Annotated in this window: 27 protein-coding genes; 5 read left to right on the forward strand and 22 right to left on the reverse strand. The window is 63.2% G+C overall.

The features are described 5' to 3' along the window. Positions 1-198: 198 nt before the first annotated feature. From NKJ75_RS30035 to NKJ75_RS30090, 12 genes are all read right to left on the reverse strand, one after another. Complete coding sequence (locus tag NKJ75_RS30035) at positions 199-474, reverse strand: sarcosine oxidase subunit delta (protein WP_352500546.1); 276 nt, start codon at positions 472-474, stop codon at positions 199-201. A 10-nt stretch (positions 475-484) separates the two neighbouring features. Then, positions 485-1,738, reverse strand: a complete 1,254-nt coding sequence (locus NKJ75_RS30040; protein WP_352500547.1) for a sarcosine oxidase subunit beta family protein — start codon at positions 1,736-1,738, stop codon at positions 485-487. 36 nt (positions 1,739-1,774) lie between these two features. Further along, on the reverse strand, positions 1,775-3,082 hold the full coding sequence (glnT, locus tag NKJ75_RS30045; protein ID WP_023668553.1) for a type III glutamate--ammonia ligase: 1,308 nt from the start codon (positions 3,080-3,082) through the stop codon (positions 1,775-1,777). Positions 3,083-3,112: 30 nt separating this feature from the next. Then, on the reverse strand, positions 3,113-4,441 hold the full coding sequence (locus NKJ75_RS30050; protein ID WP_023687061.1) for an FMN-binding glutamate synthase family protein: 1,329 nt from the start codon (positions 4,439-4,441) through the stop codon (positions 3,113-3,115). A 6-nt stretch (positions 4,442-4,447) separates the two neighbouring features. Further along, entirely contained in the window at positions 4,448-5,176 is a 729-nt protein-coding gene (locus tag NKJ75_RS30055) for a GltB/FmdC/FwdC-like GXGXG domain-containing protein (RefSeq protein WP_023668551.1), read from the reverse strand. 4 nt (positions 5,177-5,180) lie between these two features. Then, on the reverse strand, positions 5,181-6,077 hold the full coding sequence (locus tag NKJ75_RS30060) for a class II glutamine amidotransferase (RefSeq protein WP_023668550.1): 897 nt from the start codon (positions 6,075-6,077) through the stop codon (positions 5,181-5,183). Positions 6,078-6,161: 84 nt separating this feature from the next. Further along, complete coding sequence (locus tag NKJ75_RS30065) at positions 6,162-6,479, reverse strand: hypothetical protein (protein ID WP_023668549.1); 318 nt, start codon at positions 6,477-6,479, stop codon at positions 6,162-6,164. After that, positions 6,476-7,165 (reverse strand): hypothetical protein, encoded by a 690-nt coding sequence (locus NKJ75_RS30070; protein ID WP_023704841.1) that lies wholly within the window; start codon positions 7,163-7,165, stop codon positions 6,476-6,478. Before NKJ75_RS30070 ends, NKJ75_RS30065 begins: the two co-directional genes overlap by 4 nt. Positions 7,166-7,207: 42 nt before the next feature. After that, entirely contained in the window at positions 7,208-8,602 is a 1,395-nt protein-coding gene (locus tag NKJ75_RS30075) for an APC family permease (protein WP_023668547.1), read from the reverse strand. A 14-nt stretch (positions 8,603-8,616) separates the two neighbouring features. Further along, on the reverse strand, positions 8,617-8,778 hold the full coding sequence (locus NKJ75_RS30080) for a hypothetical protein (RefSeq protein WP_023668546.1): 162 nt from the start codon (positions 8,776-8,778) through the stop codon (positions 8,617-8,619). 27 nt (positions 8,779-8,805) lie between these two features. Further along, positions 8,806-9,183: a hypothetical protein gene (locus tag NKJ75_RS30085; protein WP_023668545.1), complete on the reverse strand. Its 378-nt coding sequence runs from the start codon at positions 9,181-9,183 to the stop codon at positions 8,806-8,808. Between the two features lie 28 nt (positions 9,184-9,211). Further along, the gene (locus NKJ75_RS30090) at positions 9,212-9,499 is read right to left on the reverse strand and encodes a hypothetical protein (RefSeq protein ID WP_023684429.1); all 288 of its coding nucleotides are present in this window, start codon (positions 9,497-9,499) and stop codon (positions 9,212-9,214) included. A 285-nt stretch (positions 9,500-9,784) separates the two neighbouring features. Between NKJ75_RS30090 and NKJ75_RS30095 the strand changes: the two genes are divergently transcribed. The 4 genes from NKJ75_RS30095 to NKJ75_RS30110 are packed head-to-tail and all read left to right on the forward strand — an operon-like array spanning position 9,785 to position 13,569. Beyond that, entirely contained in the window at positions 9,785-10,918 is a 1,134-nt protein-coding gene (locus tag NKJ75_RS30095) for an aminomethyl transferase family protein (protein ID WP_023668543.1), read from the forward strand. Positions 10,919-10,960: 42 nt separating this feature from the next. Then, positions 10,961-11,557 carry a dimethylamine monooxygenase subunit DmmA family protein gene (locus tag NKJ75_RS30100; protein ID WP_023668542.1) on the forward strand — a complete coding sequence of 199 codons (597 nt, stop codon included), beginning with the start codon at positions 10,961-10,963 and terminating at the stop codon, positions 11,555-11,557. Continuing rightward, positions 11,554-12,519, forward strand: a complete 966-nt coding sequence (locus tag NKJ75_RS30105; RefSeq protein WP_023687064.1) for a PDR/VanB family oxidoreductase — start codon at positions 11,554-11,556, stop codon at positions 12,517-12,519. Before NKJ75_RS30100 ends, NKJ75_RS30105 begins: the two co-directional genes overlap by 4 nt. Before the next feature lie 9 nt (positions 12,520-12,528). Continuing rightward, positions 12,529-13,569, forward strand: a complete 1,041-nt coding sequence (locus tag NKJ75_RS30110) for a heme-dependent oxidative N-demethylase family protein (protein WP_023687065.1) — start codon at positions 12,529-12,531, stop codon at positions 13,567-13,569. Positions 13,570-13,691: 122 nt separating this feature from the next. Here the strand turns inward: NKJ75_RS30110 and NKJ75_RS30115 are convergent, their stop codons facing one another. Further along, on the reverse strand, positions 13,692-14,402 hold the full coding sequence (locus NKJ75_RS30115; protein ID WP_023687066.1) for a helix-turn-helix domain-containing protein: 711 nt from the start codon (positions 14,400-14,402) through the stop codon (positions 13,692-13,694). A gap of 267 nt (positions 14,403-14,669) precedes the next feature. On the opposite strand from NKJ75_RS30115, the gene NKJ75_RS30120 reads away from it, so the two are divergent. After that, positions 14,670-16,028 (forward strand): trimethylamine monooxygenase, encoded by a 1,359-nt coding sequence (locus NKJ75_RS30120; protein WP_023709929.1) that lies wholly within the window; start codon positions 14,670-14,672, stop codon positions 16,026-16,028. 41 nt (positions 16,029-16,069) lie between these two features. Here NKJ75_RS30120 and NKJ75_RS30125 read toward each other — a convergent pair whose 3' ends face one another. The 9 genes from NKJ75_RS30125 to NKJ75_RS30165 all read right to left on the reverse strand — a co-directional run bounded on the left by NKJ75_RS30125 (position 16,070) and on the right by NKJ75_RS30165 (position 26,639). Further along, positions 16,070-16,864, reverse strand: a complete 795-nt coding sequence (locus NKJ75_RS30125) for a hypothetical protein (RefSeq protein WP_023825992.1) — start codon at positions 16,862-16,864, stop codon at positions 16,070-16,072. A gap of 297 nt (positions 16,865-17,161) precedes the next feature. Continuing rightward, a complete protein-coding gene (locus tag NKJ75_RS30130) occupies positions 17,162-17,962 on the reverse strand; it encodes a hypothetical protein (RefSeq protein WP_352500548.1) in 801 nt (266 codons plus the stop codon). A gap of 7 nt (positions 17,963-17,969) precedes the next feature. Continuing rightward, positions 17,970-19,949, reverse strand: coding sequence for an ABC transporter permease (locus NKJ75_RS30135; protein WP_352500549.1), 1,980 nt, complete (start codon positions 19,947-19,949; stop codon positions 17,970-17,972). Then, a complete protein-coding gene (locus tag NKJ75_RS30140) occupies positions 19,946-21,025 on the reverse strand; it encodes a quaternary amine ABC transporter ATP-binding protein (RefSeq protein ID WP_352500550.1) in 1,080 nt (359 codons plus the stop codon). Before NKJ75_RS30140 ends, NKJ75_RS30135 begins: the two co-directional genes overlap by 4 nt. Before the next feature lie 70 nt (positions 21,026-21,095). Further along, positions 21,096-22,070, reverse strand: a complete 975-nt coding sequence (locus NKJ75_RS30145; RefSeq protein WP_352500551.1) for an ABC transporter substrate-binding protein — start codon at positions 22,068-22,070, stop codon at positions 21,096-21,098. A gap of 425 nt (positions 22,071-22,495) precedes the next feature. Then, positions 22,496-23,314 (reverse strand): SDR family oxidoreductase, encoded by an 819-nt coding sequence (locus tag NKJ75_RS30150; RefSeq protein WP_352444438.1) that lies wholly within the window; start codon positions 23,312-23,314, stop codon positions 22,496-22,498. Further along, positions 23,292-24,056, reverse strand: coding sequence for an SDR family oxidoreductase (locus NKJ75_RS30155; protein WP_023684416.1), 765 nt, complete (start codon positions 24,054-24,056; stop codon positions 23,292-23,294). Before NKJ75_RS30155 ends, NKJ75_RS30150 begins: the two co-directional genes overlap by 23 nt. Before the next feature lie 106 nt (positions 24,057-24,162). After that, on the reverse strand, positions 24,163-25,671 hold the full coding sequence (locus NKJ75_RS30160; protein ID WP_352500552.1) for a sugar ABC transporter ATP-binding protein: 1,509 nt from the start codon (positions 25,669-25,671) through the stop codon (positions 24,163-24,165). Between the two features lie 29 nt (positions 25,672-25,700). Next, a complete protein-coding gene (locus NKJ75_RS30165) occupies positions 25,701-26,639 on the reverse strand; it encodes a sugar ABC transporter substrate-binding protein (RefSeq protein WP_352500553.1) in 939 nt (312 codons plus the stop codon). Between the last annotated feature and the right edge of the window lie 103 nt (positions 26,640-26,742).

Genomic DNA, 26,742 nt, shown 5'->3' on the forward strand with positions numbered 1-26,742 from the left:
CCCGCTCTCCCCTCGCCGTGCCCCCGGGCCCTGGCCGCCCCCCCGCCCCCCCCCGCCGGGTGGGGGCGGGGGCGCCGCGCGGCGGGGGGGCGGCCGCCGCGGCACCGACCCCCACCCGGACCTGCGGTCCGACCTCCCCACAAGGGGGAGGTAGGGGGCTGGCGCTTTTCGCGACGGCTGTGGTCTCGACAGAATAGCTCATGTCTCCACCTGGCTCGCACCAGCCCCCGCCGCCGGTTCCACCGCCGAGATCTCGTGCGTCAGCGTGTTGCGGGTGACCTTCAGCCAGGCCCGGCAGCCACCGCCGTGATACCAGTTCTCAGCCATCACGCCGGCGACATTGTCGCGCAGATAGACGTAGTCGTAGACAGCATCCTCGCCGGCACCCGCCGCCGGCCGCGCCGGCTTGGCGTCGCCGAGATAGCTGAACTCGCCGAGTTCGCGTTCGCCGCAGAAGGGACAGACAATACGCATCTCGCCAGCCTCAGTGCAGGTTCGGTTGGGCGCCCTGGCCCTTTTCGTCGATCATGGCGCCAGTCCGGAAGCGGTCGAGGCGGAAACGAGCCGCCTCCTTGTGCGTTTCGTCACGCGCCAGCAGATGGGCAAAGACCAAGCCCGACCCCGGCGTCGCCTTGAAGCCGCCATAGCACCAGCCGGCGTTGAGGTAGAGCCCGTCGACCGGCGTCTTGTCGATGATCGGCGAGCCATCCATCGACATGTCCATGATGCCGCCCCACTGGCGCAGCAGCCGCACGCGGCCGATCATCGGGATCAGCGCCATGCCGCCTTCGCAGACATCTTCCATCACAGGCAGATTGCCGCGCTGGGCGTAGGAATTATAGCCGTCGATGTCGCCGCCGAAGACCAGCCCGCCCTTGTCGGACTGGCTGACATAGAAATGCCCGGCGCCGAAGGTCATGACGCCAGGAATGAGCGGCTTGATCGCCTCCGAGACGAAAGCTTGCAGCACATGGCTTTCGATCGGCAGGCGCATGCCCGCCATCGCGGCGACACGCGACGATGACCCGGCGACCGCCATGCCGACCTTGCCGGCGCCGATCTTGCCGCGCGACGTCTCGACGCCAGTCACCTTGCCGTTGCCGTCCCGGACAAAGCCGGTGACCTCGCAGTTCTGGATGATGTCGACGCCGAGTTCGCTCGCCGCATGGGCATAGCCCCAGACCACCGCGTCATGCCGCGCGGTGCCGCCGCGGCGCTGCAGGAGGCCGCCCTGCACGGGAAAGCGCGCATGGTCGAAATTCAGGAACGGCAGCATCTTCTTCAGCGCCGCCTGGTCGAGCAGTTCGGCATCGATGCCATTGATGCGCATGGTGTTTCCGCGCCGCGCATAAGCGTCGCGCTGCGCGTCGGAATGATAGAGGTTGAGCACGCCGCGCTGGCTGACCATGGCGTTATAGTTGAGGTCCTGCTCCATCCGCTCCCAAAGCTTCATCGAAAGCTCGTAGAAGCCGGTATTGCCGGGCAGGCCGTAATTGGAACGGATGATGGTGGTGTTGCGACCGGCATTGCCGGAGCCGATCCAGCCCTTTTCCAGCACGGCGACGTTTCTGATGCCGAACTCGCTGGCGAGGAACCAGGCGGTGGCGAGCCCATGGCCGCCGCCGCCGATGATCACCACATCGTAGTGGTCCTTGGGCGCCGCATCGCGCCAGGTGCGCTGCCAATTCTTGTGGCCGGAAAGGGCAGCACGGGCGAGCGAGAAGATCGAATATTTCATCAGGTCATTCCGAGGTCGCTCGCACAGCTGGGACGATTATATGTCCAGCGTGTGGTCGCGCTCCCATTGCGTGAAGTGCGAAGCATAGGAATTCCATTCCTGGTGCTTCAGCTTTAGATAAGCCGACGAGAATTCCTCACCCAGCGCCGCCTTGAGCGATTTGTCCTTGTCGTATTCGCGAAGCGCGTCGAGCAGATTGAGCGGCAGCTTCGGCGCGCCCTTCACCGTGTGACCGTTCTGGTACATGTCGATGTCGTAGCGCTTGCCGGGATCGGCCTTGGAGCGGATGCCGTCGAGACCGGCGGCAATGATGACGGCCTGCAGCAAATAAGGGTTTGCGGCGCCGTCCGGCAACCGCAGCTCGAAGCGGCCGGGGCCGGGCACGCGCACCATGTGAGTGCGGTTGTTTCCGGTCCAGGTCACCGTGTTCGGCGCCCAGGTGGCGCCCGAAATGGTGCGCGGCGCGTTGATGCGTTTGTAGGAGTTCACCGTCGGGTTGGTGATGGCGGCCAGCGCCGAGGCATGTTTCATGATGCCGCCGAGGAAATTCTTGCCCTTGGCCGACAGGCCGAGCTCCATCGCATTATCGGCAAAGACGTTGACCTTGCCGGCCTTGTCCCACACCGAAATATGGGCGTGGCAGCCATTGCCGGTCAGGCCCTGGAAGGGCTTCGGCATGAAGGTCGCGCGCAGGCCGTGTTTCTCGGCCACCGACTTGACCATGAACTTGAAGAAGGAGTGCTTGTCGGCGGTGGCGAGCACATCGTCGAAGGCCCAGTTCATCTCGAACTGGCCGTTGGCGTCCTCATGGTCGTTCTGGTAGGGGCTCCAGCCCAGCGCCAGCATGTGGTCGCAGATCTCGGCGATGACATCGTAGCGGCGCATCACCGCTTGCTGGTCGTAGCAGGGCTTCGAGGCCGTGTCGTACTTGTCGGAGATGACGCTGCCGTCCGGCGAGATCAGGAAGAACTCAGCCTCGACGCCAGTCTTGACATGCATGCCGTCAGTGGCGGCTTCCGCGATCAGCCGGCGCAGCGTGTTGCGCGGCGCCTGCTCGACTTCCTTGTCGTCCATGATGCAGTTGGCGGCGACCCAGGCGACATCGGGCTTCCACGGCAGCTGGATCACCGAATCCGGATCCGGCACCGCCAGCATATCAGGATGCGCCGGCGTGAGGTCGAGCCAGGTGGCGAAACCGGCGAAGCCGGCGCCGTCCTTCTGCATGTCGGCGATCGCCTGCGCCGGCACCAGCTTGGCGCGCTGGCCGCCGAACAGGTCGGTGTAGGAAATCATGAAATATTTGACGCCGTTCTCTTTGGCGAATGCGGCGAGATCGTTCCCCATTATAGTTCCTCGCTTATTTTGATGTGTTTTTTAGAAGCCGTTTTTCCCCGGTATCCAGTTGGTGCCGGCCAGCGGCACGCCAGCCATGGCGGCGGCTTCGATGGTGAGGGCTACGAGATCCTCGGGCTCGAGATTGTGCAGGCTGTTCTTGCCGCAGGCACGCGCAATGGTCTGCGCCTCCAGCGTTATCACCTTGAGGTAGTTCGCCAGCCGCCGTCCGGCGGCGATCGGATCGACCCGCTTCATCAGTTCGGGGTCCTGCGTGGTGATGCCCGCGGGGTCGCGACCCTCGTGCCAGTCGTCATAGGCGCCGGCGGTGGTGCCGAGCGCATTGTATTCGGCCTCCCAGCGCGGGTCGTTGTCGCCGAGCGCGACGAGCGCTGCCGTGCCGATCGACACCGCGTCGACGCCGAGCGCCAGCGCCTTGGCGACGTCGGCGCCATTGCGGATGCCGCCCGACACGATCAGCTGCACCTTGCGGTGCATGCCGAGATCCTGCAGCGCCTGCACCGCCGGCCTGATGCAGGCAAGCGTCGGCTGGCCGACATTTTCGATGAATACTTCCTGGGTGGCCGCCGTGCCGCCCTGCATGCCGTCGACGACGACGACATCGGCGCCGGCCTTCACCGCAAGTGCTGTGTCGTAATAGGGGCGGGCGCCGCCGACCTTGACGTAGATCGGCTTTTCCCAGTCGGTGATCTCGCGCAGCTCGAGGATCTTGATCTCGAGATCGTCCGGCCCGGTCCAGTCGGGATGGCGTGAGGCCGAGCGCTGGTCGATGCCCTTCGGCAGCGTGCGCATTTCGGCGACGCGGTCGGAAATCTTTTGTCCCAACAGCATGCCGCCGCCGCCGGGCTTGGCGCCCTGGCCGACAACGACTTCGATGGCGTCGGCACGGCGCAAATCCCTGGGGTTCATGCCGTAGCGTGACGGCAGGTACTGGTAGACCAGTTGCTTGGAATGGCCGCGCTCTTCCTCGGTCATGCCGCCGTCGCCCGTGGTGGTCGACGTGCCTGAGAGCGTAGCGCCACGGCCGAGCGCTTCCTTGGCCGGGCCGGACAGCGACCCGAAGCTCATGCCGGCAACGGTGATCGGGATTTTCAGCTCGATCGGCTTCTTGGCATAGCGCGAGCCCAGCACGACCGACGTGTCGCACCGCTCGCGATAGCCTTCCAGCGGATAGCGCGAGATCGAGGCGCCGAGGAACAAAAGGTCGTCGAAATGCGGCAGCTTGCGCTTGGCCCCGGCGCCCCTGATGTCATAGATGCCGGTCGCCGCGGCGCGGCGGATTTCGGAAAGCGTGTAGTCGTCGAAGGTCGCGGATTTGCGCGGCGTCGTCGGCGGGTTCTTGTAGGTCATGCTGCCTCAATACGCGTCGGCGTTGTCGATATTGAAATTGTAGAGCGTGCGCGCCGAGCCGTAGCGCTTGAATTCCGACGGCTTGACGCCGGTGACGCCGGCGCGGTCGAGCAGTCCCTGCAGCAGTTCGATATGCTCGGGCCGCATCTCCTTGGCGATGCAGTCGGCGCCCAGGCTTTCGACCTTGCCGCGCACGAACAGCCGCGCTTCGTAGATGGAATCGCCAAGTGCGTCGCCGGCATCGCCCAGCACCACCAGATTGCCGGACTGCGCCATGAAGGCCGACATGTGGCCGATATTGCCGTGCACGACGATGTCGATGCCCTTCATCGAGATGCCGCAGCGCGACGAGGCGTTGCCCTCGATGACGAGCAGCCCGCCCTTGCCGGTGGCGCCGGCATACTGGCTGGCGTCGCCCTTGATGACGATCGAGCCCGACATCATGTTTTCGCCGACGCCAGGTCCGGCCGAGCCGTGCACGGTGATGGCAGCGCCGTCATTCATCCCGGCGCAGTAGTAGCCGACGCTGCCGCGCACATCGATGCTGACAGGCTGGTCGACGCCGACCGCAACCGAATGGCTGCCCTTCGGGTGCAGCACTTCCCACGCCGTTTCGTTGGAGCCGGGCGTCAGATTGTGAAGCGCCTGGTTGAGCTCGCGCAGCGACGACACATCAAGATCGAAGACCCGGGACGCCTGGTCTTGCGCCGCCTTCGAAAGTTTGGTTGCCGGCATGGGCTCAATGCTCCCAGAAATAGACGGTTGCGGGTTCCGGCTCCCAGACCCTCGCATTGTCTATGCCGGGCAGCTTGGTCAGCGCCCGATATTCCGAGCCGAAGGCGACATACTGGTCGGTCTCGGCCATGACGGCGGGCTTGCAGGCGATCGGATCGCGCACCACGCCGAAACCGTTCTTGGTGCCGACGACGAAGGTGAAGAAGCCGTCGAGGTCGGACAGCGTGCCTTCCAGCGCCTCGCCGAGGTTCTTGCCATGCGCCATCTGCGAGGAGAGATAGGCGGCGGCGACCTCGGTGTCGTTCTCGGTCTCGAATTTCATGCCCTCCCGCACCAGCTCACGCCGCACATTGTTGTGGTTGGACAGCGAGCCATTGTGCACCAGGCACTGGTCGGCGCCGGTCGAGAACGGATGCGCGCCCATAGTGGTGACGGCCGATTCCGTCGCCATGCGGGTATGGCCGATGCCATGCGTGCCGGTCATCGAGCGGACGTCGAAGCGGTCGACGACCGCTTCCGGCAGACCGACTTCCTTGTAGATTTCCACCGCTTCGCCGGCGCCCATGATGCGCACGTCGGGGCGGATTGACTGCAGCGCTTCGCGCGCGGCATCGACCTTGTCGGGCGCGGTTCTCAACACTGCATGGGTGGACTTCACCGCTATGCTCACCGGCGCGCCGATGGCCTTCGCGAGTTCGGCGTCGAGGCCGCGGAAATCGCGCTCGGGCTTCGCGGACTGGATGGTGATCTTGGCTTCATTCCTGGAAGGCGCGCCATAGATGGCGATGCCGGCGCTGTCGGGGCCGCGATCGCTGAGCGATATCAGCATCTGCGACAGCATCGAGCCGAGCTGCGGCTCAAGCGACTTGTCTTTCAGAAAAAGTCCGACGATTCCACACATGTCAGCCTCCCGACGTTACCACTAGACGATGATGTATCGAATGCGTCGTGCGAATTCAATCGTATGAAAAAAATATTCCTGTAGTTACGTATCCGGCTCGATGCGGCCTTGTGAACTATCGCCGCCGTCGCGGGCGCTGTGAATCCATGTGGCGGTGCGGATGCGGGCTATTCTGTAGGCATCGAGGATCGACAGCGCATAGATCAGGAAGCCGCCGGCGTGGCGGCCGACGAAGCTGGCATCGGCCGGCGCGATCTTGGCCGTCACCCAGGCGAGGATCACCATGAAGAACAGGAACTGCAGGCCGCGCACGGGCACGCCCAGAATGACGTGGCCGCTGGCCGGTAAGACGATGGCAGCGCCGAGCACCAGATACGGGTTTGTCGGTGCGGGTGCGCTCATGCGACCTGCCTTTCCTGTCGGTTGATGGCATCGCGCAGCACTGAGGCCGAGGTCAGCAGTCTCTCGACCAGCGTTGGATCCAGCCTTGCGCCGCCGAATGCGGCCTGCCGGAACACGCCGTAGCGCGCCCGCTCGGCCTCGGCCAGCAGCCAGACGATGCGCACGCCGTTCGGGGTGATCAAGAGTTCCTTGGCGCGGCCTTCGGCAAAGATGTCGAGATGGCTGGCGATCAGGTTCTGCGGAAAGCGCGCCGCCCTGAGGTCGGTTCGCAGCACGGCTTCAGCCGGAAATCCCGGAGCCTTCGGCAGCGTATGCTGAAGATGATCGAAATTGGAGAAGGTCGTCGGCGAGCCCGGCCGCATCATCATGTCGAAGGTCGCCGGCACCGCAACCGGCTCTGTGATCGTGACACTCAACCATCGCGCCGGCAGCTTTCGCGTTGCCAGCGTGTCGACGATGGTGCGCAGCTGCACGCGCTGTCCGTTCCATGTGCCGGCCCAGGTGACAACGCCGGCTGTGCCATCGGAGACATCAACGGCATCTGTGATGACGGTCCGGATGCTGGCTGCCTCGGCTGCAAGATCAGCCTTGGCCTTTTTGCGGCTGGCGCGCGTATGCCAGGCGAGGTGCAGGACGAGAGCCACGGCGACCGCCCCGGCCAGCAATGCTGTCGTCACGTCAGACACCTCGTCACGCCATGCCCGCCCAGACCGGCAGGCCCTCTCCTGTCAATAGCCCTGCGGCTTCGGCCACGGCATGGTGAACTGGTCGCCGCGGCGCACATAGCGGTAACGGTAGAAGTGGAACCACAGCGAGATCAGGAAGTAGAAGGCGACCATGGCGATCAGCTGCGTGCCGTAGCCGAGGAAGATCGCAAAGAAGGTCACCACGCAGAGGCAAAACAGCACGATCGCCGGGATCGGGTGGAACGGGTGCGTATAGCCGCGGCGGATCGTGCCCAGCGGCCACTTTTTGCGGAACATCATGATGTTTATGCTCATGAAGGTGTATTGCAGCACGCCCGACAGGATTGAGAAGGTGATCGCCTGGTTGAGGTCGGCGATGAAGGCGAAGGCGAGCGCGATCGGCAACAGGAACAGGATCGAGCGATAGGGCGTGCGGTATTTCGGGTGCACGGCCGAGAACCATGTCGGCAGATAGCGGTCGCGTCCAAGCGAGAACCACGCGCGGGCCGCATCGTTGATACAGCCATTGGCCGACGCCAGTGCCGCGAGCAGCGTGGCGACGAACAACAGGTTTTCCAGCAGCGGGCTGCCGGTCAGCTTGCCGGCGTCCCACAAGGGATAATAGGTGATACCGAGGTACTCCCAGGGCATCAGCGAGGCGCAGACATACCAGGTCATGGCGGCGGCGATCAAAAGCGTGATCATGCCGGCCATGGTGCCGTAAGGCAGCGAACGCGCCGGCGAGCGCACTTCCTCGGCGGCCTGCGTGGTGCCTTCGATGCCGAGATAGTACCAGATGCCGAACTGGAAGGCCGCGATGACGCCGATCCAGCCATAGGGCAGCGCATTGCCGGGGGTGACCAGTTCGTTGAGCTTCAGCACAGCACCCTGCGTCCAGGGGCTGACCGAGAAGAACAGGATAACGATCGAGACATAGGCTATCGCCGTGATGACGAAGTTGACGTTGAGCGTCATCAGCACGCCGCGATAGTTCAGCCATGCCAGCACGACGATGGTGGCGGCAATGAAGGAGTTGTGGGTGAGCCCTTCGACGCCGGCCTTGGCGACGATGGTGTCGCCGAGCAGGATGGCGTCCGAAACCTCCAGCATGGTGTAGGCAAAGACCAGGAACAGCGCGACGTTGAAGGCCATCAGCGGCCCGACAATGTGCTTGGCCTGCGCGTATTGGCCGCCGGCGGCGGCAACCGTCGATGTCACCTCGGAGTCGATCATGGCGACCGAAGTGTACAAGAGCCCGACCACCCAGCAGACGATCAGCGCCGCCAGTGCGCCGCCCTTGTCGGCCGAGAAATTCCAGCCGGTGAATTCGCCGACCAGCACGATGCCGACGCCAAGCGCCCAGACATGGGCCGGGCCGAGCACGCGTAGCAGTGAAACCCTGTCGCCGTGTATTGCCGGTTCAAGCGTGATCGTCATTGTTCAATCCCCACTCAGATCCGGTGTTTTTCGGAAGCGGCTTCAAGCTCGCCTTCGCGCGAGGAAGTCAGCACCTCCTCGGAATAGGTCGTGTCGATCTTGAACCAGTCGTAGAGCATCCACAGCGCAAGCACGACCGAGATGCCCCACGATGCGTAAGAGAGTGCGACCCACATGAGCGTGCTTCCCCAAAATCTCTGGCGTTACTTGTCGTCGAACTTTTCGTTGATGACGTCGCGATATTCGCGGTCGGAGGCGCGGAACAGGAAGACGAAATAGCCGATCAGCACCGCCGCCATGATGATCAGCGTCGGCCAGTCGATGATGTAGTGGAAGCGGTTCTGGATGATGTCGTGCGCGGTCTCCGGCGTATAGCCGAGCTTTTCCCAGATCGAGGCCATGGTCGGGTTCTGTCCCAACGCTTCCCAGGTTTTGGCATCGAGCGCGTCGATGGATTTCGCCGCACCCGCCAGGCCGAGTTTCAATGGCAGCCACAGCGCCACGAAAATGGCGACCACGACGACCACGATATCGAAAATCTGCCCGGCCTTGCCTTGTTCCGGCGGCGTGTAGCGCGACATGACTTCTACCCCTCAGGACGTTCTGTTTTCAGGACTTGCGGCTGCGGGCCGCGTCGGCGTTCTTGATGTCGAGACCGTAGATGAAGTCCTTGTCTTCCTTGTAGTGATTGACCATCGCCAGGATGGCGGCCGTGTTGAAGATCAGCACGGCGGCCGCCGCGATCGCGACGACGATCTTGATCCCGGTGTCCGGGATGTAGGGCCATGTCATGACGAGCACGAAGAGGATCGTCGCCCAAAGGCAGATGATCAGGAGCGCGGATCCGCGCAGGTCGGAACGGTACAGCGCTTCGATGCGCTGCTGCAGGTCTGACATCGGTTTTCCCCTTTTTCCAGCGCCCGACCCCGAATTGGCCGCCTGCTGCCCTCTTTCAACAGAGTGAAATTTTTTTCATAACTTCGGGCCGAATCCAGCAATTGTCAAGCCGATTTTACGTTGGGTTAACCGTTTGTCCCCAGCCGCGAATTTTGCCTGACAATGAAATTATTTGCTTGCGGGTATTGCGGCATCAGGACGTTTGCGATCAATATTCGACCAAATGCTCCCGCTCCGCGCAGGGAGCCGGGAACACAATAGAATTTTCGAACGGAGGATTTGCGGATGACGGCATCCTGGAGATTTTCGACCCTGGCGGATCGCCATCGCGCGTTAGGCTCGAAGCTCGAAGACTGGAGCGGCATGGGCACCGCCTGGACCTACGACAAGGACGCCGACGAGGAATACACCGCCATCCGCACCAGGGCCGGGCTGATGGATGTGTCGGGCCTGAAGAAGGTTCACATCACCGGGCCGCACGCCTCACACCTCATAGACCTGGCAACGACGCGCGACGTGGAGAAGATCTATCCCGGCAAGTCGGCCTATGCCTGCATGCTGAACGAGGCCGGAAAATTCACCGACGACTGCATCCTCTACCGCACCGGGCCGAACGCCTGGATGGTGGTGCACGGCTCCGGCACCGGCCATGAGGAATTGCAGCGCGCTTCCGTCGGCCGCGACGTATCGCTGCGCTTCGACGACAATCTGCACGACCTGTCGCTGCAGGGACCGACCGCGGTCGACTATCTCTCAAAGCATGTGCCGGGCATTCGCGACCTCAACTATTTCCATCATATGCAGACGCAGCTGTTCGGCTTTCCCGTCATGATCTCGCGCACCGGCTATACCGGCGAGCGCGGCTACGAGATATTCTGCCGCGGCCAGGACGCCGGCACGATCTGGGACAGGATCCTCGACGAGGGCAAGAGCGCCGGCATCATTCCGTGCCGCTTCACCACGCTCGATATGCTGCGCGTCGAAAGTTATTTGCTGTTTTATCCCTATGACAACTCGCAGAAATATCCGTTCGAGAACGAAGGCCCCGGCGACACGCTGTGGGAGCTCGGCCTCGACTTCACCGTCAGCCCCGGCAAGACCGGCTTTCGCGGCGCCGAAGAGCATTACCGCCTCAAGGGCAAGGAGCGCTTCAAGATCTACGGCGTGCTGCTCGACGGCAAGCAACCCGCGGATGAGGGCGCGCCGGTCTATCGCGACGGCAAAAAGGTGGGCGTGGTCACCTGCGCCATGTATTCGCCGCTGGTCGAGAAATCGATGGGCATCGCCCGCCTCGACGTCGACTGCGCGGTCAAGGACACCAAGCTCGAGATCCGCAACAAGAGCGGTTCGATCAGGGCGACGGCGCAGCCTCTGCCCTTCGACGATCCCAAAAAGACCAAGCGCACGGCGAAAGGCTGAGGCACAATCGACAGCGAGGGGTTTCGAGGTACGAAGTAGAGAATGGCAGCCAAAACGATCATCAGCCGGCCCATTTACGGAACCCTGTCCCCGCAGCCCGGCAAGCATCATCTTTTCGTGGCGGATGCGGAAGGCGCGCTGGCGATCGTCGATATGGCAAGGACGGCGCCCCCCGGCTTCTTCGACGGCGCCGAAATCGTCTTCATTCCCGGGGCCGACGGCAAGCACGTTGCCGCTCTTGAGGCACTGAAGTCCGCGCAATTTCATGTCGCGCCAACCTTCGCCAGCCTGCTGCCCCGGCTGAAGCAGACGCTTGCCAACGCGCATATGGGCCTGCGCCTCTATCTCGCCGGCACCGAAGGGCTGATCGGCCAGGCCATGCAGGTGGCGCTCGAAGCCGGCATCGATCATACCTCCATGCAGACCGAGCATCGCGGCTCATTGGCGCGGCGCATGCAGTGCGTGCATTGCAAAGGCATCACCGAAAATGTGACGACGCAGCCGGCCACCTGCGCGCATTGCGGCCTGCTGCTTCTGGTGCGCGATCATTATTCGCGACGGCTGGCAGCATTCCAGGGCGTCTGCATAAATGCCGAGGATCGCTCGGAGATCCCTCCCATAGAGGAGGTCTTCCCATGAGCACCGGCACCACCAAGCTCGATGTCGTCGTCAGCGACGTCGTCCCGGTCAACGAACTGGTGACGCGCTTCCATTTCCGCCGCCGTGACGGTGAGCTTTTGCCGACCTTTTCCGGCGGCGCCCATGTCGTGGTCGAGATGCGCGATGGCGACCGCACAAGGCTCAATCCCTATTCGCTGATGGGATCGCCGCTCGACACCCGCGAATACACCATCTCGGTGCGCCGCGACGATGTCGGCCGCGGCGGCTCGTTGTTCATGCACCGGAGCGTCAAGCCTGGCCTGGAGATGGTGGTCAGCTACCCCGTCAATCTGTTCTCGCTCGACCTCAGGGCAAAGAAGCATCTGATGCTTGCCGGCGGCATCGGGATCACGCCGTTCATGGCGCAGACCGCGCAGCTCGCCGGGTCCGGCGGCAATTTCGAGCTGCACTACACCTGCCGCACCGCCTCGCTCGGCACCTATGCCGATGTGCTGCAGGAGCGCTATGGCCGTCGCGTCCGGCTCTATCACGACGACCGCGACGAGCGCATCGAACTCGACCGTCTCTTGTCCTCGCAGCCGCTCGGCACCCATCTCTATGTCTGCGGCCCGGCCGGCATGATCAACTGGGTGCGCGAGCGCGCTGCGGCTCTCGGCTGGCCGGCGGAGACCGTGCACTACGAGCATTTCGCGGCACCCCAGCCCGGCCTGCCGTTCGACGTCACACTTGCCGTTAGCGGCAAGACCATCCGCGTCGGCGAGCAGCAGAGCCTGCTCGAAGCGATCGAGGCCGCCGGCGTCGATCCGCCCTATCTCTGCCGCGGCGGTGTCTGCGGCCAGTGCGAGACCAACGTCGTCTCGTATGACGGCAAGTTCATCCACAACGACCACTGGCTCAGCGAGGAAGACCATCGTTCCGGCTGCAAGATCATGCCGTGCGTGTCGCGCTTCGAAGGCAAGTCGCTGGTCCTGGAAAGATAGGAGGCCAGCTTGGGCATCACCTTTCGCAAGGAAACGTTTCGCGACGATTTCACCTTCAGGAACAGCCCGGAACACATCAGGCGGTTTCCGTTCCCGTTCCACGAAGACGCCTACATGTATGCGGTCAACATCGAGCCGCATGTGGTTGGCCCCAAGGGCAGCGTTCTGGAAAACCTGATCGACGTCGACGAGCACTATGTCGCCGAGATGCAGGACCGTGCACTGGTGCTGGCCGACGATCCGCTGCGCTGCCAGTCGCTGCCGCATATGACGCTGGCCGGCTGGGACCTGCTCGAACTTTTGATGGAGCAACAGGCACTTGGCTATCCCGAGCATTTCACCCTGACCCGCGACGGCGACCGCTGGCGCTGGATCAACCGGCCGCTCGGCATCGACGACACCTTCACCTTCGGCGACACCTCGACACTGCCTTACGGGCCGATGGAGTACATCACCCGCCAGAGCCAGGGTGATTTCTGCATTCTCGATCAGCGCGACGGCAATCTTTGGATGGACGCCGGCATGGTCACCACTCAGGCCGACTGGTCGCTCGATTTCGACATCGGCATGAATTTCTTCGAATGGCACGCGCCGGTGCCGCTGGCGCATGAGAAGGGGATTTTCGTCAGGGCGCTGAAGTTCCTCACCAACATCCAGCAGGGCAAGCCGGCGCGGCGTCTCAACTGGACGATGACCATCAACCCGCGCCTCGACACCAGTCCGGAGAATTACCACAAATGGGGCCCGGACCGCGCGACGGTGACGCCCGAAAATGTCGGCGACAAGGTGCATCTGCGCGTCGAACTGCAAAGCTTCTGGCGCCTGCCGCGCTCGAACGGCATCGTCTTCCCGATCCGCTGCTATCTGATCAAGATGGACGAACTGGTGACACAGCCGAAATGGGCAAGGCGACTGCACCGGGTGATCCGGGATTTGCCGGAAGAGCTGGCCACCTACAAGGGCCTGACGCGGTATCGGCCGACATTGGTGGAATGGCTGTCGAAGCTGGATGATGGCAGTGCGACGTCACCGGGGTTCGGGCCGGACTAAAGGCCCCCTCATCCGGCCGCTGCGCGGCCACCTTCTCCCCGAGCGGAGAAGAGATCGCCAGCGCTGACGCCAGACTCCTCTCCCCTCGGGGCAATCCGGGTGAGCGGGCTGCGGCGGTCCGACTACCCCGCGCTCTGCGGATAGCAAATAATCGACAGATACCGCATCGGAAGTTTCGTCAGTTGCTCCGGCCCGTGCGGCGCGTCGGCGTCGAAGAACAGGCTGTCGCCCGGCTTCATCGGATAGAGGTTGCTGCCGTGCCGGTACACCACCTCGCCCTCCAGCATATAGAGGAATTCCATGCCCTCATGCTGGAAGGTCGGGAACACATCCGAATCCTCGGTCAGCGTAATCAGATAGGGCTCGACGACGACGCCGCTGGTGTTGGAGCCGATATGGCCGAGCAGATTGTATTGATGGCCGGCGCGGGTGCCGCGGCGTTCGACATCTAGCCCTTCGCCGGCCTTGACGAAGACGGCGCTGCGCTCTTCCTCGAATCGGCGGAAGAAGGCGGTGACGGGAACGCCGAGCGCCCTCGACAGCGCCTGCAGTGTGGTCAGCGACGGCGAGGTGATGCCGTTCTCGATCTTCGACAGCATGCCCAGCGAAATATCGGTGGCGACGGCGAGATCGGCGACGGTGATGCCGAGCTTCTTGCGGAAGGCGCGCACCTCGCGCCCGATCGCCACCTCCAGCACTTTTTCGCGCGTGTCGCGAATGGCGTGCGGATTCTGCGTCAGCGGCGCGCGGATGGTTTTTCCGTCCACGGAGGCCTTTGCCGGTGGCTTTGCCCTTGTCGAAGCAGTCTTGGAATCGGAACTTGTCTTCGCCATCTCGCCTCCGAATCCCCATGATTATTTCACTCCAGGTGAACATATTCGGTGCCGATACAGAAACGCAACCGCGCAGCAAGCCCCTTAAGTCGAATGGTGTCCGAACAGGATTTACGCCGTCATCCGTTTTTCCGGAAATCCGCTGGGGCGAAACGCGGTTTCTCCACAAGGCCTGTTGACAGCATCCAAGAGGCAATTACTGTCCTGTGAGTGAAATTTGTTTCGTAAGAGCAATTCCAAAAATCGAATGACACCGGGAGGCCTGCCATGAAAACGCGCGTTGCCGTCATTGGAGCGGGGCCATCCGGTCTGGCCCAGCTCAGGGCCTTCAAGTCGGCTGCCGACAAGGGCGCCGAGATCCCCGAAATCGTCTGCTTCGAAAAGCAGTCGGACTGGGGCGGCCTGTGGAACTACACCTGGCGCACCGGCCTCGACGAGCATGGCGACCCCGTCCACGGCTCGATGTACCGCTACCTCTGGTCGAACGGACCGAAGGAATGCCTGGAATTCGCCGACTATACGTTCGAGGAGCATTTCGGCCGCCCGATCGGATCCTACCCGCCGCGCGCCGTTTTGTGGGATTACATCAAGGGTCGCGTCGAGAAATCAGGCCTGCGCAAATGGGTGCGCTTCAACAGCCCGGTGCGCATGGTCACCTTCTCGGACGAGAGCAGGAAATTCACTGTCACCGCGCATGACCGCACCAACGACGTCACCTACTCCGAAGAGTTCGACAATGTCGTCGTCGCTTCCGGGCATTTCTCGGTTCCCAACGTTCCCTATTTCGAAGGCTTTTCGACCTTCAACGGCCGTATCCTGCACAGCCATGATTTTCGCGACGCCATGGAGTTCAAGGGCAAGGACATACTGATCATCGGCCGCTCCTATTCTGCCGAGGACATCGGCTCGCAATGCTACAAATACGGCGCCAGATCGATCACCTCCAGCTACCGCTCCAAGCCGATGGGGTTCAAATGGCCGGAGAACTGGAAGGAAGTGCCGCTGCTGCAGAAGGTCGTCGGCAAGACGGCGCACTTCAAGGACGGCACCACAAAAGATGTCGACGCCATCATCCTGTGCACCGGCTATCTGCATTCCTTCCCGTTCCTCACGGAAGAGCTGAAGCTGAAGACCGCCAACCGCATGTGGCCGGACGGGCTCTATGAGGGCGTCGTGTGGGAGAAGAACCCGAAACTGTCCTATATCGGCATGCAGGACCAGTTCTACACTTTCAACATGTTCGACGCCCAGGCCTGGTTCGCCCGTGACGTCATCATGGGCCGCATCAAGCTGCCGTCGGGACAGGCGATGGCCGAGCACGGCGCCAAGTGGCGGGCACGCGAAGAGACGCTGGAAGACGCCGAGCAGATGATCTGGTTCCAGGGCGACTACACCAAGGAACTGATGGACCAGACCGACTATCCCGGCTTCGACGTCGAGGCGGTCAACCAGACCTTCATGGAATGGGAGCACCACAAGGCGGAAGACATTATGAGCTTTCGCGACCACGCCTACCGCTCGCTGATGACCGGCACCATGGCGCCATTGCACCATACGCCCTGGCTGCAGGCGCTGGACGACTCGATGGAAAGCTATCTCCAGGTGAAGGGCGTGGCGGCGGAATAGGTCGGCGTGATGCAAAACAATGCGCCGGCACCGGCCCAGTTTCAATTCAGAGGGTAGTCGGGAGCCGCATCGGTCTCCGTCACCTTGACCCACACCAATTCGCTATAATAGGCACCCTCCGGGCCGGTGCCGTACATAGACAGCCTGTCAGCCATCAGCAGATGTGTCATGTCGTTGAGTGCCCGGCCGGTCGGCTCCTCGGGCCAGGCGAAGACGCCGTCGGTTTTGGCGCCGAACCTCACATCGGTGCATCCGAAATCGATCTCGACCTTCCACGACAGCAACGGCCTGATATCGCTGAGCGGCGGGCGCGGCGGATCGGGCTGCTCGAAGTGATGGTCGACCGAGACTCTCGTCGGCACTGCCGGCGTGATGCCTTTGGCTTTGAAGGAGGCGATGGCGTCGTCGCCAAATCGTGCGAGCAGGCCAGCGTGCCATAACCGGTAGGTCGCGCGGAAAAAGCCGCTGACCCGGATAGATTTGCCATCGTTGTTGAAGACGTTCACAGCGGCGTAGAAACGGCGCAGTCGTGGCGCCAGCGCCCGCCAGTCGCATTCGGCCGGTGTCCCCGGCGTCGCGATGAAATCGTCAAGCAGATCGCTGCCGCGCACATTGGCGTTCAGCACCGTGCAATCCTCACCATGGATATGCCAGTGCCGCCGGAGCTCGGCTGCTGCGATGCCGGGCTTGCGCAGCTCTTCCACCGAGGCGCGAACCCGAGCAATCGCGTAGGACGTAGCCGCATCCAACGTCTCAAACCCCGAAACCACATGCTCGCCGGTCATGGCCATGTCGAAGACGACGACAGTAAAAGGCGGTTCGCGCTGATCGGGCATTCGGCAGCAAGCTCAGGCTGGTCGAGGATGAAGCAGCTTTCCGCGCGAAAATGCGTCAAAGTCAAGAGCTGGAGCGCGGCCTGCCATTTCCAGAAGAGGCGAACTCCAGAAGAGGCGAAACCGTTCTATCCGAGCCGTGCTTGAGCTTTCGCGGCTCAGGGGTCGAAGACCGACCGCGATGATGTCGATGGCATGCTATTACCAGCCCCCGAAAATGCCGCGACCCTGGACCGTGCGATGAACACTTCCTGGCCGAGATCGCGTGTGCCGGCCACGGGGCAGGTGATGATCATCACTTCAATCCAGCGGATAGTCGGGAGGCGCCTCCGTCTCGGTCACTTTGGCGGTTAGTATCTCGCAGTCATTGGCCCAGTCGGGGCCATCGCCGCGCATGGCCATCATGTCGGCCATCAGCAGGAACTGCATGGTTCTGAGCGCCCAGTCGGTCGGCTCTTGCGGCCAGGCGAAGATTCCGGCGGCGTCGCCACCGAACTTCACGTCGTGGCAGACAAAACCGACCTCGACCTTCCAGGATCGCAGCGTCACGCCTGGCGGCGGGTAGGGCGGGTCGGGCAGCTCGAAGTAATTGGCGACCATGAGCTTCGTCGGCTCCGCCGGCTCGATCCCCTTGGCCTTGAAGGCGGCAATGGCGTCGTCGCCAAAGCGCTCGAGCAGGCCGTCTCGCGTCAGCCTGTAGGTCGAGCGAAAGAAGCCGCCCGCCCAGACGGATTCGTTGTTGCCGTTGGAGATCAGCAGCGAGGCGCGGAAGCGGCGCAGCCTTGGCGCGAGAACTTGCCAGTTGCATTCGGCCGGCATCGACGGCGTCGCAATGAAATCGTCGAGTAGATCGCTGCCGCCCACTCCGGCGTTCAGCACCGAACAGTCTTCGCCATAGAGGTGCCAGAGCTGGCGAAGCTCTGCAGTGGCGATGCCGGGCTCGCGCAACTCCTCCACCGAGGCGCGAACCCGCGCAATGGCGTAGGACGTCGCCGCCTCCAGCGTCTCAAACCCCGAAACTACGTGCTCCCCGTCCGGCTCGCCGGTCTTGGCCATGTCGAAGACGAGTACGGCAAAAGGCGGTTCGCCGGGATTGGACATTCAACAATTATCCTAGTCTTGCCCGCGCCTTCGCCGTCCAGGCATTGAACAGCCGGTCTGCGACGATGCCGATGAAAGCGATGGCGAGACCCGCGACAATGCCGCGTCCGGAATCGGCCTTGGACAGCGCGATGAAGACTTCCTGGCCGAGGTCGCGTGTGCCGACCATGGCGCAGATGATGATCATCGCCAGCGCCATCAGGATCGTCTGGTTGACGCCGAGCATGATTTCGGGAAGCGCCAGTGGCAATTGTACCCGAAAGAAGGTCTGGCGCGGCGTGCAGCCGGAAACCTTCGCCGCCTCGATCAGCGCCGGCGGCACCTGCCGGATGCCGTGATTGGTGTAACGGATCGCCGGCACCACGGCGAAGGCCACCGTTGCGATCATGGCGGTGACGTCGCCGACCCGGAACAGCATCACCACGGGAATGATGAAGCAGAAGGACGGCAGCACCTGCAGCGTGTCGATGATGGGCGTGACGATCTTTTCGAAGCGGTCGCTGCGCGCGGCCATCAGGCCAATCGGGATGCCGATCAGGCAAGCGATGAAGGCCGAGATGCCGCAGAGATAAACCGTCGCCATGGTCTTTTCCCACAGGCCGGTGACGGCGCAGAATGCGGTCAGCGCCGCGACGAGGGCGGCGAGACGCAGGCCACCGAGCTGGTAGCCGGCGAGGCCGAGCAGGGCCACCGCGCCGAGCCACGGAAAGCCTTCGCAGAAGGCGCGCAGCGGGTTCAGTACATTGAGGATGAGCGCCACGCGAAACGCTTCGATCACGTCGAAGAAGTTGATCGTCACCCAGCTCACCGCCGCCTTCCACAATGGCGCGGTGGTGAAGGTGATCGCCTTCGGCACCGCCGCGAAGGCCGGTACGAACAGGCCGAGCAGCGTCGTCACGACCAGGATGGCGATGGCCAGCGACAGATTGGGATAGCGCCGCCAAACGCTCTGGTTCACCTGCCGTTGAACGTGGCCTTTTGCCTGCTTATGCGCGATCGCCTGGCTCAGCCGGTCGAGCGCGATTGCGAGCGCCACAATGGCGAGCCCGGCTTCCATCGCTTCGCCGACCTTCAGCGCACGCAGCGCCAGCAGCACGTCGTAGCCGAGGCCGCCGGCGCCGATCATCGAGGCGATGATCACCATGTTCAGCGCCAGCATGATCACCTGGTTGACGCCGATCATCAGTGTCGGCCGCGCCGACGGCAGCAGCACGCGCCACAATTTCTGCCGCGCCGTGCAGCCGGCCATCTCTGAGAAATCGTCGATCTCTGACGGCACCCGCGACAGGCCGAGCATCGTCGCCCGCACCATGGGCGGCGTGGCGAAGATGGCGGTGGCGATCATCGCCGAGACCGGGCTGTTGCCGAACAGGAGCAGCATCGGGATGAGATAGGCGAAGGTCGGGATGGTCTGCATCAAATCGAGGGCAGGTGAGATGATCAGCCGCTCGGCCCATGGCTTGCGCCACGCCCAGATGCCGGCGAACAGGCCGGTGACGATGCAGAACGGCACCGCGATGGAAATCAGTGCCAGTGTCAGCATGGCGCTGGTCCATTGGCCGAACAGCGCGGTGTAGAGGAAGCAGCCGCCGACCAGCATGCCGAGTTTTCTACCGCCCACGGCATGCCCGGCGATGAAGGCGGCGGCGCAGACGCCGATCCAGGACAGGCGCGGCAGGACATAGGCATCGGCACCGTGACCAATCTTGAAATTCTTGGCCAGCAGGTCGAGCGCGAAATCGAGGGGAACGCCGAGCACCGCGGTGATCGAGCGGGTCAGCCAGGACAAGTTCGACTTGATCCAGCGCATCAGCGCACTGACCCAGTCGGCGACCGGGATAACCGCCTCGGCCGGATAGTCGACCGCCCATGGCAGCCTCTCCTGCAGCAGGAATACCACCAGCACGGCGGCCAGCGCCAGCGCCCAGACCAGCAGCCAGCGCTGAACCGGCGGCCTCGATTGGCTGGCGCTTGCCGTGACCGTCATGCGCCAGCTCTTTGCTTGTCGATGCCGGCCAGCAGTCCGATCACGGCTTGCGGCGTCACCTCGCCGATCGGCTTGCCGCTGCCGTTGACCACCGCGAACGGTTTTCCCGAAGCGACGATGCTGGCCGAGAAGCTGGCGATCCTGGCGTCGGGCGAAACCGTACCGCCATGTTCGGCGCCATCGCAGGCACGCATCAGGCTGCGCGCCGAAATCACCTTGGCGCGGTCGACATCGCGGGTGAATTCGGCGACATAGTCGGTCGCCGGGTTGACAACCAGCTGTTCCGGCGTGCCGGTCTGGATGACCTCGCCATCCTTCATGATGGCGATGCGGTCGGCAAGCCTTATCGCCTCGTCGAAATCATGGGTGATGAAGACGATGGTCTTGTGCAGCATGGTCTGCAGCCGCATCAGTTCGTCCTGCATCTCGCGGCGGATCAGCGGGTCGAGCGCCGAGAACGGCTCGTCGAGGAACCAGATCTCCGGCTTGGTCGCGAGGCTGCGGGCAATGCCGACGCGCTGCTGCTGGCCGCCGGAGAGTTCGCGCGGATAGAAATGCTCGCGGCCGCGTAAGCCCACGAGATCGATCACCTCCCGCGCTCTCGTTTCGCGCGTCGGTCGGTCCTGGCCCTGGATGCTCAGGGGAAAGGCAATGTTGTCGAGCACGTTAAGATGCGGCAGCAGCGCAAAATTCTGGAACACCATACCCATGCGATGACGCCGCAGTTCGATCAGCGCCGCATCGGAAATCTTGAGCAGGTCGTTGCCTTCGAATTCGACCTTGCCGTGGGTCGGCTCGACCAGCCGCGACATGCAGCGCACCAGCGTCGACTTGCCGGAGCCGGATAGCCCCATGATGATGAAGATCTCGCCCTGGCGTATTTCGAGATCGACGGCGCGCACCGCACCCACCAGTCCTGCGGCAGCGACATCGGCCATGCTGGCCTTGCCGTCACGCTCGCGGATGAAGCTGGCCGCGTTCGATCCGAACAGTTTCCAGACATTGCGGCAAGCAAGCTTTATCGGCCGCGCATCCTTTGGCGTGCCAACTGCCTGCGGTTCAGTCGCTTCCGTCATCCAATGGTCCTTCTGGAAAATGGAGATAAGACCCGGCCGCTAGGGCCGGGTCTGGCTTCCAGTCAGGCGATCACTGCGCCCAGGCTTTCCAGTCGGCTTCGTGGGCGGCGATCCAGGCGGCGGCGACATCTTCGGGCATCTTGCCGCCGAGGTCGATCTCGCCGCTCATCTTGTTGAGCTCATCGGTGTCGATCGTGTAGGCCTTGGCCACCTTGTAGGCGATCGGCCATTTGTCCTTCATGCCGGACCAGGAGTATTTCCAGATTTCGCCATGCGGCTTGCCGCAATCATATTTGGCATCCGGGTTGGTGCCCCATTTCGGATCGGTGTAGCACTCGGGCGTATACTCCGGGAATTCGACCCACTCGCCCTTGTACTTGGCCGGCGCCCAATGCGGCGAATAGATCCACAGCATGATCGGCGCCTTGCGCTGATAGGCCGAGTCCAACTCGGCGAACATCGCCGCGTCGGTGCCGGCATGGATGACGGTGAAGGGCAGTTTCAGCGCCTCGACGCGCTCGTCGTCAAAGCCTTCCCAGGTTACCGGGCCGCCGAGATAGCGGCCCTTCGGCGCCGTCTCCGCCGTCGAGAACGCCTCGGCGCATTTCGGGTCCTTCAGCGCCTCCCAATTGGGCAGGCCGGGGCATTTCTCCTTCATATATTCGGGAAACCACCATTCCTCCTTGGCCTTCGGCCCGAGCTTGCCGAGCCGCTCGGTCTGGCCGGTGGCGTCTGAAGCCTTCATCGCCTCGCCGGCCGTCGTGTCCCAGAACTCCAGGCCGACATCGAGGTCGCCATTGGTGAGACCGGTGGTCAGGCTGGAGAGGTAGTCGGCTGTCGGATATTCGACGGTATAGCCGAGCTTTTCGAGGATACCGCCAAGGATCTTGGCGTTGAGGTTGACGCTGGTCCAGTCGAACAGCGCGATCTTGATCGGGTCGTTGGATTCGGGTGCTGCTGCGTGGACCGGTGATGTAAGCGCACTTGCGGTGGCAAGCGCCAAGGCTCCCATTGATAGGTTCGAAATCACACTGCGAAATGACATGCTTGTTCTCCTGTCAAACCATGTGGAAATTTCTTGATCGTTCCCTTCTTGCGTCTTTTCTTGATTGTGTTGGAAAGGCGGGTCGTTACGCAAGCTCGTTCGCACCAAGCCAGTGCCGCGGCCGCAACTTGCGCAGGCGAAATGGTTGCTCGACTTGGTGTTTATGTGATGCCGGGCGGGCCCGCGTCATGGCATCGGATGGATTGCTGCGTGAGCAATCGTCAACAGATCGATCGCCGCTCCAGCGGCGCTCTCAGACGTGCGAGCCATCAAGGTCCCATGGTCTCGGCCCGCGAGCCCCATCCCCGCCAAGGCCGTTTCATGAGATGAAATTATATATACCAACGTTCATGCGGCGCAACGGCTGATACCCTGTGCACTGCGGAATTTCAGACTGGTCGATTGCCAACCGCCAGAGCTGACGTTCACGACATGATCAGGCCGCCATCGACATTGATGGTTTGGCCGGTGATGTAGGTGGCGTCGTCGCTGGCGAGAAAGCTGACCAGGCCGGACACGTCCTCGCCGCTGCCGGCGCGGCCCATCGGGATGTTCTTCACCCATTCGGCCATCAGCTCGCCGGGTTTGTAGTCACCCATCAGCTTGCCCCACGCTGCGTCATTATAGGCCCACATGTCGGTGTCGATGATGCCGGGGCAGATGGCGTTGACGGTGATCTTTTCCTTGGCCACTTCCTTGGCCAGGCTCTGGGTAATGCCGACGACGCCGAACTTCGACGCCGCATAATGCGGCGTGTAGATGAAACCCTGCCGCGCCTGGCCCGACGCCGTGTTGATCAGCCGGCCGCCATCGCCATGCTTGCGGATGCGGGCGATCGCTTCCTGACAGCACAGGAACACGCCCTTGGTGTTGACCGCCATCACCTTGTCCCACTCGGCCTCGGTCATCGCCTCGATCCGGGCGATGGTGATGACGCCGGCATTCTGCACCGAAATGTCGACACGGCCGAATTCCTTCTCGGCGAGGTCGTAAAGCGCGGTGACCTCATCCTTCCTGGTAACGTCCATGCGCATCGACGCGACCTTGGCGCCTGCCGCTTTCAGGCCGGCGGCGACGTCCTCGACGCGGGTATCGATGGCGCTGACCACGACCGCGGCACCTTCTTCGGCAAAGCGCTTCGCCATCGCCGCGCCGATGCCGCCGCTCGCGCCGGTGATGACCGCAGTCTTGCCTTCAAAACGCTTCTGCACTTTTCTTCTCCTACCAGCAGACAAAGCCGCCATCGACGATCAGGTCGATGCCGGTGACGTAACTCGCGGCGCGGCTGGCCAGGAACACGGTCGGGCCGACCATCTCTTCCGGCGTCGCCATGCGCCCCATGGGCGTGTCGCGTTCGAAGATCTTGATCTGTTCGGCGACCTCCGGCCGCTTGTTCATCGGCGTCAGCGTGTAGCCTGGGCTCACCACATTGACGCGCAGGCCGCGATCGGCCCATTCCATGGCTAGGCTTTTCGACATGTGGATGACCGCCGCCTTCGACGAATTGTAATGCGCCTGGGTCAGGCCGCGATTGACGATCGAACCCGACATGGAGGCGATGTTGATGATCGAGCCCTTGCGCCGCGTCAGCATGGCGCGCGCTTCGGCCTGGCAGGACAGGAACACGCCGCTGACATTCACGTCGTAGATTTTCTGCCACTTCTCCAGCGACAGCGTCTCGGCGGCCTCGGCTCCTGCAATGCCGGCATTGTTGACGGCGATGGTCAGCGCGCCGAGCTCCTTTTCCGTGCGCTCGACTGCGGTCGCTAGGTCGGCCTCCGACGTCACCGTCCCCGTCAGCACCACCGCCTTGCGGCCAAGCGCGGCGATCCTGTGCGCGGTCTCATCCAGCCCGCCTTTCGAGGCATGGCCGAAACAGGCTATGTCGGCGCCGGCTTCGGCGAGCCCGATGGCAATGGCCTGGCCAATGCCGCTGCCGGCGCCTGTTACCAGCGCTACGTCGCCGCTGAGATCGAATAGTTTCATGTTGTTCCCCCTCCTGAAATGAAGGGGCGCCAGTCTTTGCTGGCGCCCCGCGCGGTCCGGTCCTTGGGAGGATACCACCTGCTGCGCTTTGTTCCGACTCCTGTCCTCAGCTCGTGGCGAGTTCCATCACCGCGACATTGCTGGCCTCGCTGCGGCCGAGAATGCCGCGCTGGCGGCCGCGGCTCAGCACCAGCACCCGGTGCGACAGACCCAGCACCTCCTCGAGGTCGGAGCTCACCACCACCACCGCCATGCCGGAACGGGCGAGGTCGGCGATCACGTCGTAGATCGCCGCACGCGCGCCGACATCGATACCGCGCGTCGGCTCGTCGAGGATGAACACTTTTGGCGGCCGCGACACCCATTTGGCGATGATCACCTTCTGCTGGTTGCCGCCGGACAGTTTCGACACCGCCTGGTTCGGCTTGCCTTTGACGCCGAGACGGGAGATGCCGGCCTCGGCGAATTTCTGCACCGCTTTCGGGAACACCCAGCCCTTCGGCGCGACATGGTCGAAATTGCCGAACGCCAGATTCTCGCCGATGGTCTGGTCGAGCACCACGCCTTGCGCCTTGCGGTCTTCCGGCACCAGCACGACGCCGGCCTTGATGGCTGCCGCTGGCCCGCTGAGATGCACCGGTTTGCCGGCAACGCGCACCGAGCCCGACGAGATCGGATCGGCGCCGGCGATCGCCCGCACCAGTTCGGTGCGGCCGGCGCCGATCAACCCGGCAATGCCGAGGATCTCGCCTGCTTTGACCGAGAAGGAAACGTTGTTGAAGCTCTTCTCCGGCGAGGACAGGTTGTCGACCTCGAGCAGCGTCTCCTCGCGCGGCGACGACAGATGCGGGAACATCCGTTCGACCGAGCGGCCGACCATCTGCTCCACCACTGTGCGCACGGGAATATCGGCGCGCTCGTGGCGGGCGACGATGCGTCCGTCGCGCATCACAACCACGCGGTCGGCAATCTGCGCGATCTCGTCGAGACGATGGCTGATGTAGATGAAGGACATGCCCTCCGCCTTGAGCTTGCGGATCTGCTGGAACAAAAGCTCCGTTTCCTCGCCGCCGAGCGCTGCGGTGGGTTCGTCGAAGATCAGCAATTCGGCATTGAGCGTCAACGCCTTGGCGATCTCGACCTGTTGCTGGGCGGCGATGCGCAGCGTGCCCACCTTGCGCTCGGGCGAGACGTCGAGGCCAAGCCGCTTCAACTGCGCCGAGGCCTTAGCGTTCATCTCGGCGCGGTCGATGCGGCCGCCGCGCATCGGCAGGCGCCCGACATAGACGTTTTCCGCCACCGACAGATCCGGCAGCAGCTTCAGTTCCTGATGGATCATGCCCACACCGGCATCGATTGCCGCGGCAGGCGAGGCGGGGGAATAGGGCTTCCCCCGCCAGATGATGGTGCCCGCGTCGGGCCGGGTCGAGCCGGCGATGATATTGGACACCGTCGACTTGCCGGCGCCGTTTTCGCCGAGCAGCGCCACAACCTCGCCCGGCCGCACCTCAAAGCTTGCATCGGCCAGGACCTGGACCGGTCCGTAGCTCTTGCAAAGGCCGTTGACGAAGAGCCCGTTGTGCGGGCTTTCGCTGTGGCGAGGATCAGGAGACATCGTGGTGCTCTCTAAAGCGGTGCCGGTCGTTACGGATGCTTGGCGATGAACTGCTCGACATTGTCCTTGGTGGTCAGCGTCGCATCCTGCAGCTGCTCGGCCGGAACGCTTTCGCCGGCCACCAGCTTGATCGCCGCATCGACGGCGAGACGGCCCATGCCTTGCGTCTGCTGCGTCGCGGTGACGTCGAACACGCCGTCCTTCAGCGCCTTGAGCGCGGCCACGTCGCCATCGAAGCCGGCAACCCAGACCTTGTGGCCGGGATTGGCGACCTTGACCGCCTGTGCCGCACCCAGCGCCAGCGCATCGGCCTGGCCGATGACGATGGAGACATCGGGATGCGACTGCAGCAGGTCCTGCGTCAGCTTGAAGCCTTCGTCCTGGTGCCAGCCTTCGCTCCACAATTCGCCGACCACCTTGATATCGGGATAGGCCTTGAGCGCTTCGCCGCAACCCTTGGAACGGTCGACTTCCGGCGTGGTGCCCTTCTGGCCGTGGATGATGATCAGTTCGCCTTTGCCGCCGGCCTGCTTGGCGATGTAGTCGCACACCGCCTGCGCCGAGGCGACACTGTTGGTGGCGATGAAGGTGTCGCCGGGCGCGCCGTCGGCGTTGCGGTCGACATTGATCACCGGAATGCCGGCGGCCTTGGCGGTCTTGGTCGGCACGGTGGCGGCTGTGGCGCCGGCCGGAATGTAGATCAGCGCGTCGATGTTCTGCGTGATCAGATCCTGCACCTGGCTGACCTGGGTCGCTGAATCGCCCTTGGCGTCGACGGTGACGATCTCGATGCCCTTCTCCTTGCCGTAGGCTTCGACCGACTGCTTGATCTGGTTGAAGAAGTCGGCCTGCAGATTGGCGACGGCGAGGCCGAGTTTCTTGGCGTCCTTGGCCGAGGCCATGTCGGTCAGGCCGAGCAGGGGAATGATTGCGGCAGCGGCGAGCAGCAGTGAACGTTTGGTGAGCATGTGTTTCCTCCGTTGATAGTCAAACTGTCCCGCCAGCGCATCGCGCCCCTTGGAACATCCCAGTTTCGGATCGACCGATCCGTCTATCGCCCGGACGTTCCGG

The sequence above is a fragment of the Mesorhizobium sp. M0058 genome, from assembly GCF_040323095.1.
Lineage (GTDB): Bacteria > Pseudomonadota > Alphaproteobacteria > Rhizobiales > Rhizobiaceae > Mesorhizobium.

Excerpts from the sequence above, each read along its gene's own strand:
- NKJ75_RS30035 (WP_352500546.1), bottom strand. The coding sequence starts at position 474 with ATGCGTATTGTCTGTCCCTTCTGCGGCGAACGCGAACTCGGCGAGTTC.
- NKJ75_RS30040 (WP_352500547.1), bottom strand. The coding sequence starts at position 1,738 with ATGAAATATTCGATCTTCTCGCTCGCCCGTGCTGCCCTTTCCGGCCAC.
- glnT (WP_023668553.1), bottom strand. The coding sequence starts at position 3,082 with ATGGGGAACGATCTCGCCGCATTCGCCAAAGAGAACGGCGTCAAATAT.
- NKJ75_RS30050 (WP_023687061.1), bottom strand. The coding sequence starts at position 4,441 with ATGACCTACAAGAACCCGCCGACGACGCCGCGCAAATCCGCGACCTTC.
- NKJ75_RS30055 (WP_023668551.1), bottom strand. The coding sequence starts at position 5,176 with ATGCCGGCAACCAAACTTTCGAAGGCGGCGCAAGACCAGGCGTCCCGG.
- NKJ75_RS30060 (WP_023668550.1), bottom strand. The coding sequence starts at position 6,077 with ATGTGTGGAATCGTCGGACTTTTTCTGAAAGACAAGTCGCTTGAGCCG.
- NKJ75_RS30065 (WP_023668549.1), bottom strand. The coding sequence starts at position 6,479 with ATGAGCGCACCCGCACCGACAAACCCGTATCTGGTGCTCGGCGCTGCC.
- NKJ75_RS30075 (WP_023668547.1), bottom strand. The coding sequence starts at position 8,602 with ATGACGATCACGCTTGAACCGGCAATACACGGCGACAGGGTTTCACTG.
- NKJ75_RS30080 (WP_023668546.1), bottom strand. The coding sequence starts at position 8,778 with ATGTGGGTCGCACTCTCTTACGCATCGTGGGGCATCTCGGTCGTGCTT.
- NKJ75_RS30085 (WP_023668545.1), bottom strand. The coding sequence starts at position 9,183 with ATGTCGCGCTACACGCCGCCGGAACAAGGCAAGGCCGGGCAGATTTTC.
- NKJ75_RS30090 (WP_023684429.1), bottom strand. The coding sequence starts at position 9,499 with ATGTCAGACCTGCAGCAGCGCATCGAAGCGCTGTACCGTTCCGACCTG.
- NKJ75_RS30095 (WP_023668543.1), top strand. The coding sequence starts at position 9,785 with ATGACGGCATCCTGGAGATTTTCGACCCTGGCGGATCGCCATCGCGCG.
- NKJ75_RS30100 (WP_023668542.1), top strand. The coding sequence starts at position 10,961 with ATGGCAGCCAAAACGATCATCAGCCGGCCCATTTACGGAACCCTGTCC.
- NKJ75_RS30105 (WP_023687064.1), top strand. The coding sequence starts at position 11,554 with ATGAGCACCGGCACCACCAAGCTCGATGTCGTCGTCAGCGACGTCGTC.
- NKJ75_RS30115 (WP_023687066.1), bottom strand. The coding sequence starts at position 14,402 with ATGGCGAAGACAAGTTCCGATTCCAAGACTGCTTCGACAAGGGCAAAG.
- NKJ75_RS30120 (WP_023709929.1), top strand. The coding sequence starts at position 14,670 with ATGAAAACGCGCGTTGCCGTCATTGGAGCGGGGCCATCCGGTCTGGCC.
- NKJ75_RS30125 (WP_023825992.1), bottom strand. The coding sequence starts at position 16,864 with ATGCCCGATCAGCGCGAACCGCCTTTTACTGTCGTCGTCTTCGACATG.
- NKJ75_RS30130 (WP_352500548.1), bottom strand. The coding sequence starts at position 17,962 with ATGTCCAATCCCGGCGAACCGCCTTTTGCCGTACTCGTCTTCGACATG.
- NKJ75_RS30135 (WP_352500549.1), bottom strand. The coding sequence starts at position 19,949 with ATGACGGTCACGGCAAGCGCCAGCCAATCGAGGCCGCCGGTTCAGCGC.
- NKJ75_RS30140 (WP_352500550.1), bottom strand. The coding sequence starts at position 21,025 with ATGACGGAAGCGACTGAACCGCAGGCAGTTGGCACGCCAAAGGATGCG.
- NKJ75_RS30145 (WP_352500551.1), bottom strand. The coding sequence starts at position 22,070 with ATGTCATTTCGCAGTGTGATTTCGAACCTATCAATGGGAGCCTTGGCG.
- NKJ75_RS30150 (WP_352444438.1), bottom strand. The coding sequence starts at position 23,314 with ATGGCGGCTTTGTCTGCTGGTAGGAGAAGAAAAGTGCAGAAGCGTTTT.
- NKJ75_RS30155 (WP_023684416.1), bottom strand. The coding sequence starts at position 24,056 with ATGAAACTATTCGATCTCAGCGGCGACGTAGCGCTGGTAACAGGCGCC.
- NKJ75_RS30160 (WP_352500552.1), bottom strand. The coding sequence starts at position 25,671 with ATGTCTCCTGATCCTCGCCACAGCGAAAGCCCGCACAACGGGCTCTTC.
- NKJ75_RS30165 (WP_352500553.1), bottom strand. The coding sequence starts at position 26,639 with ATGCTCACCAAACGTTCACTGCTGCTCGCCGCTGCCGCAATCATTCCC.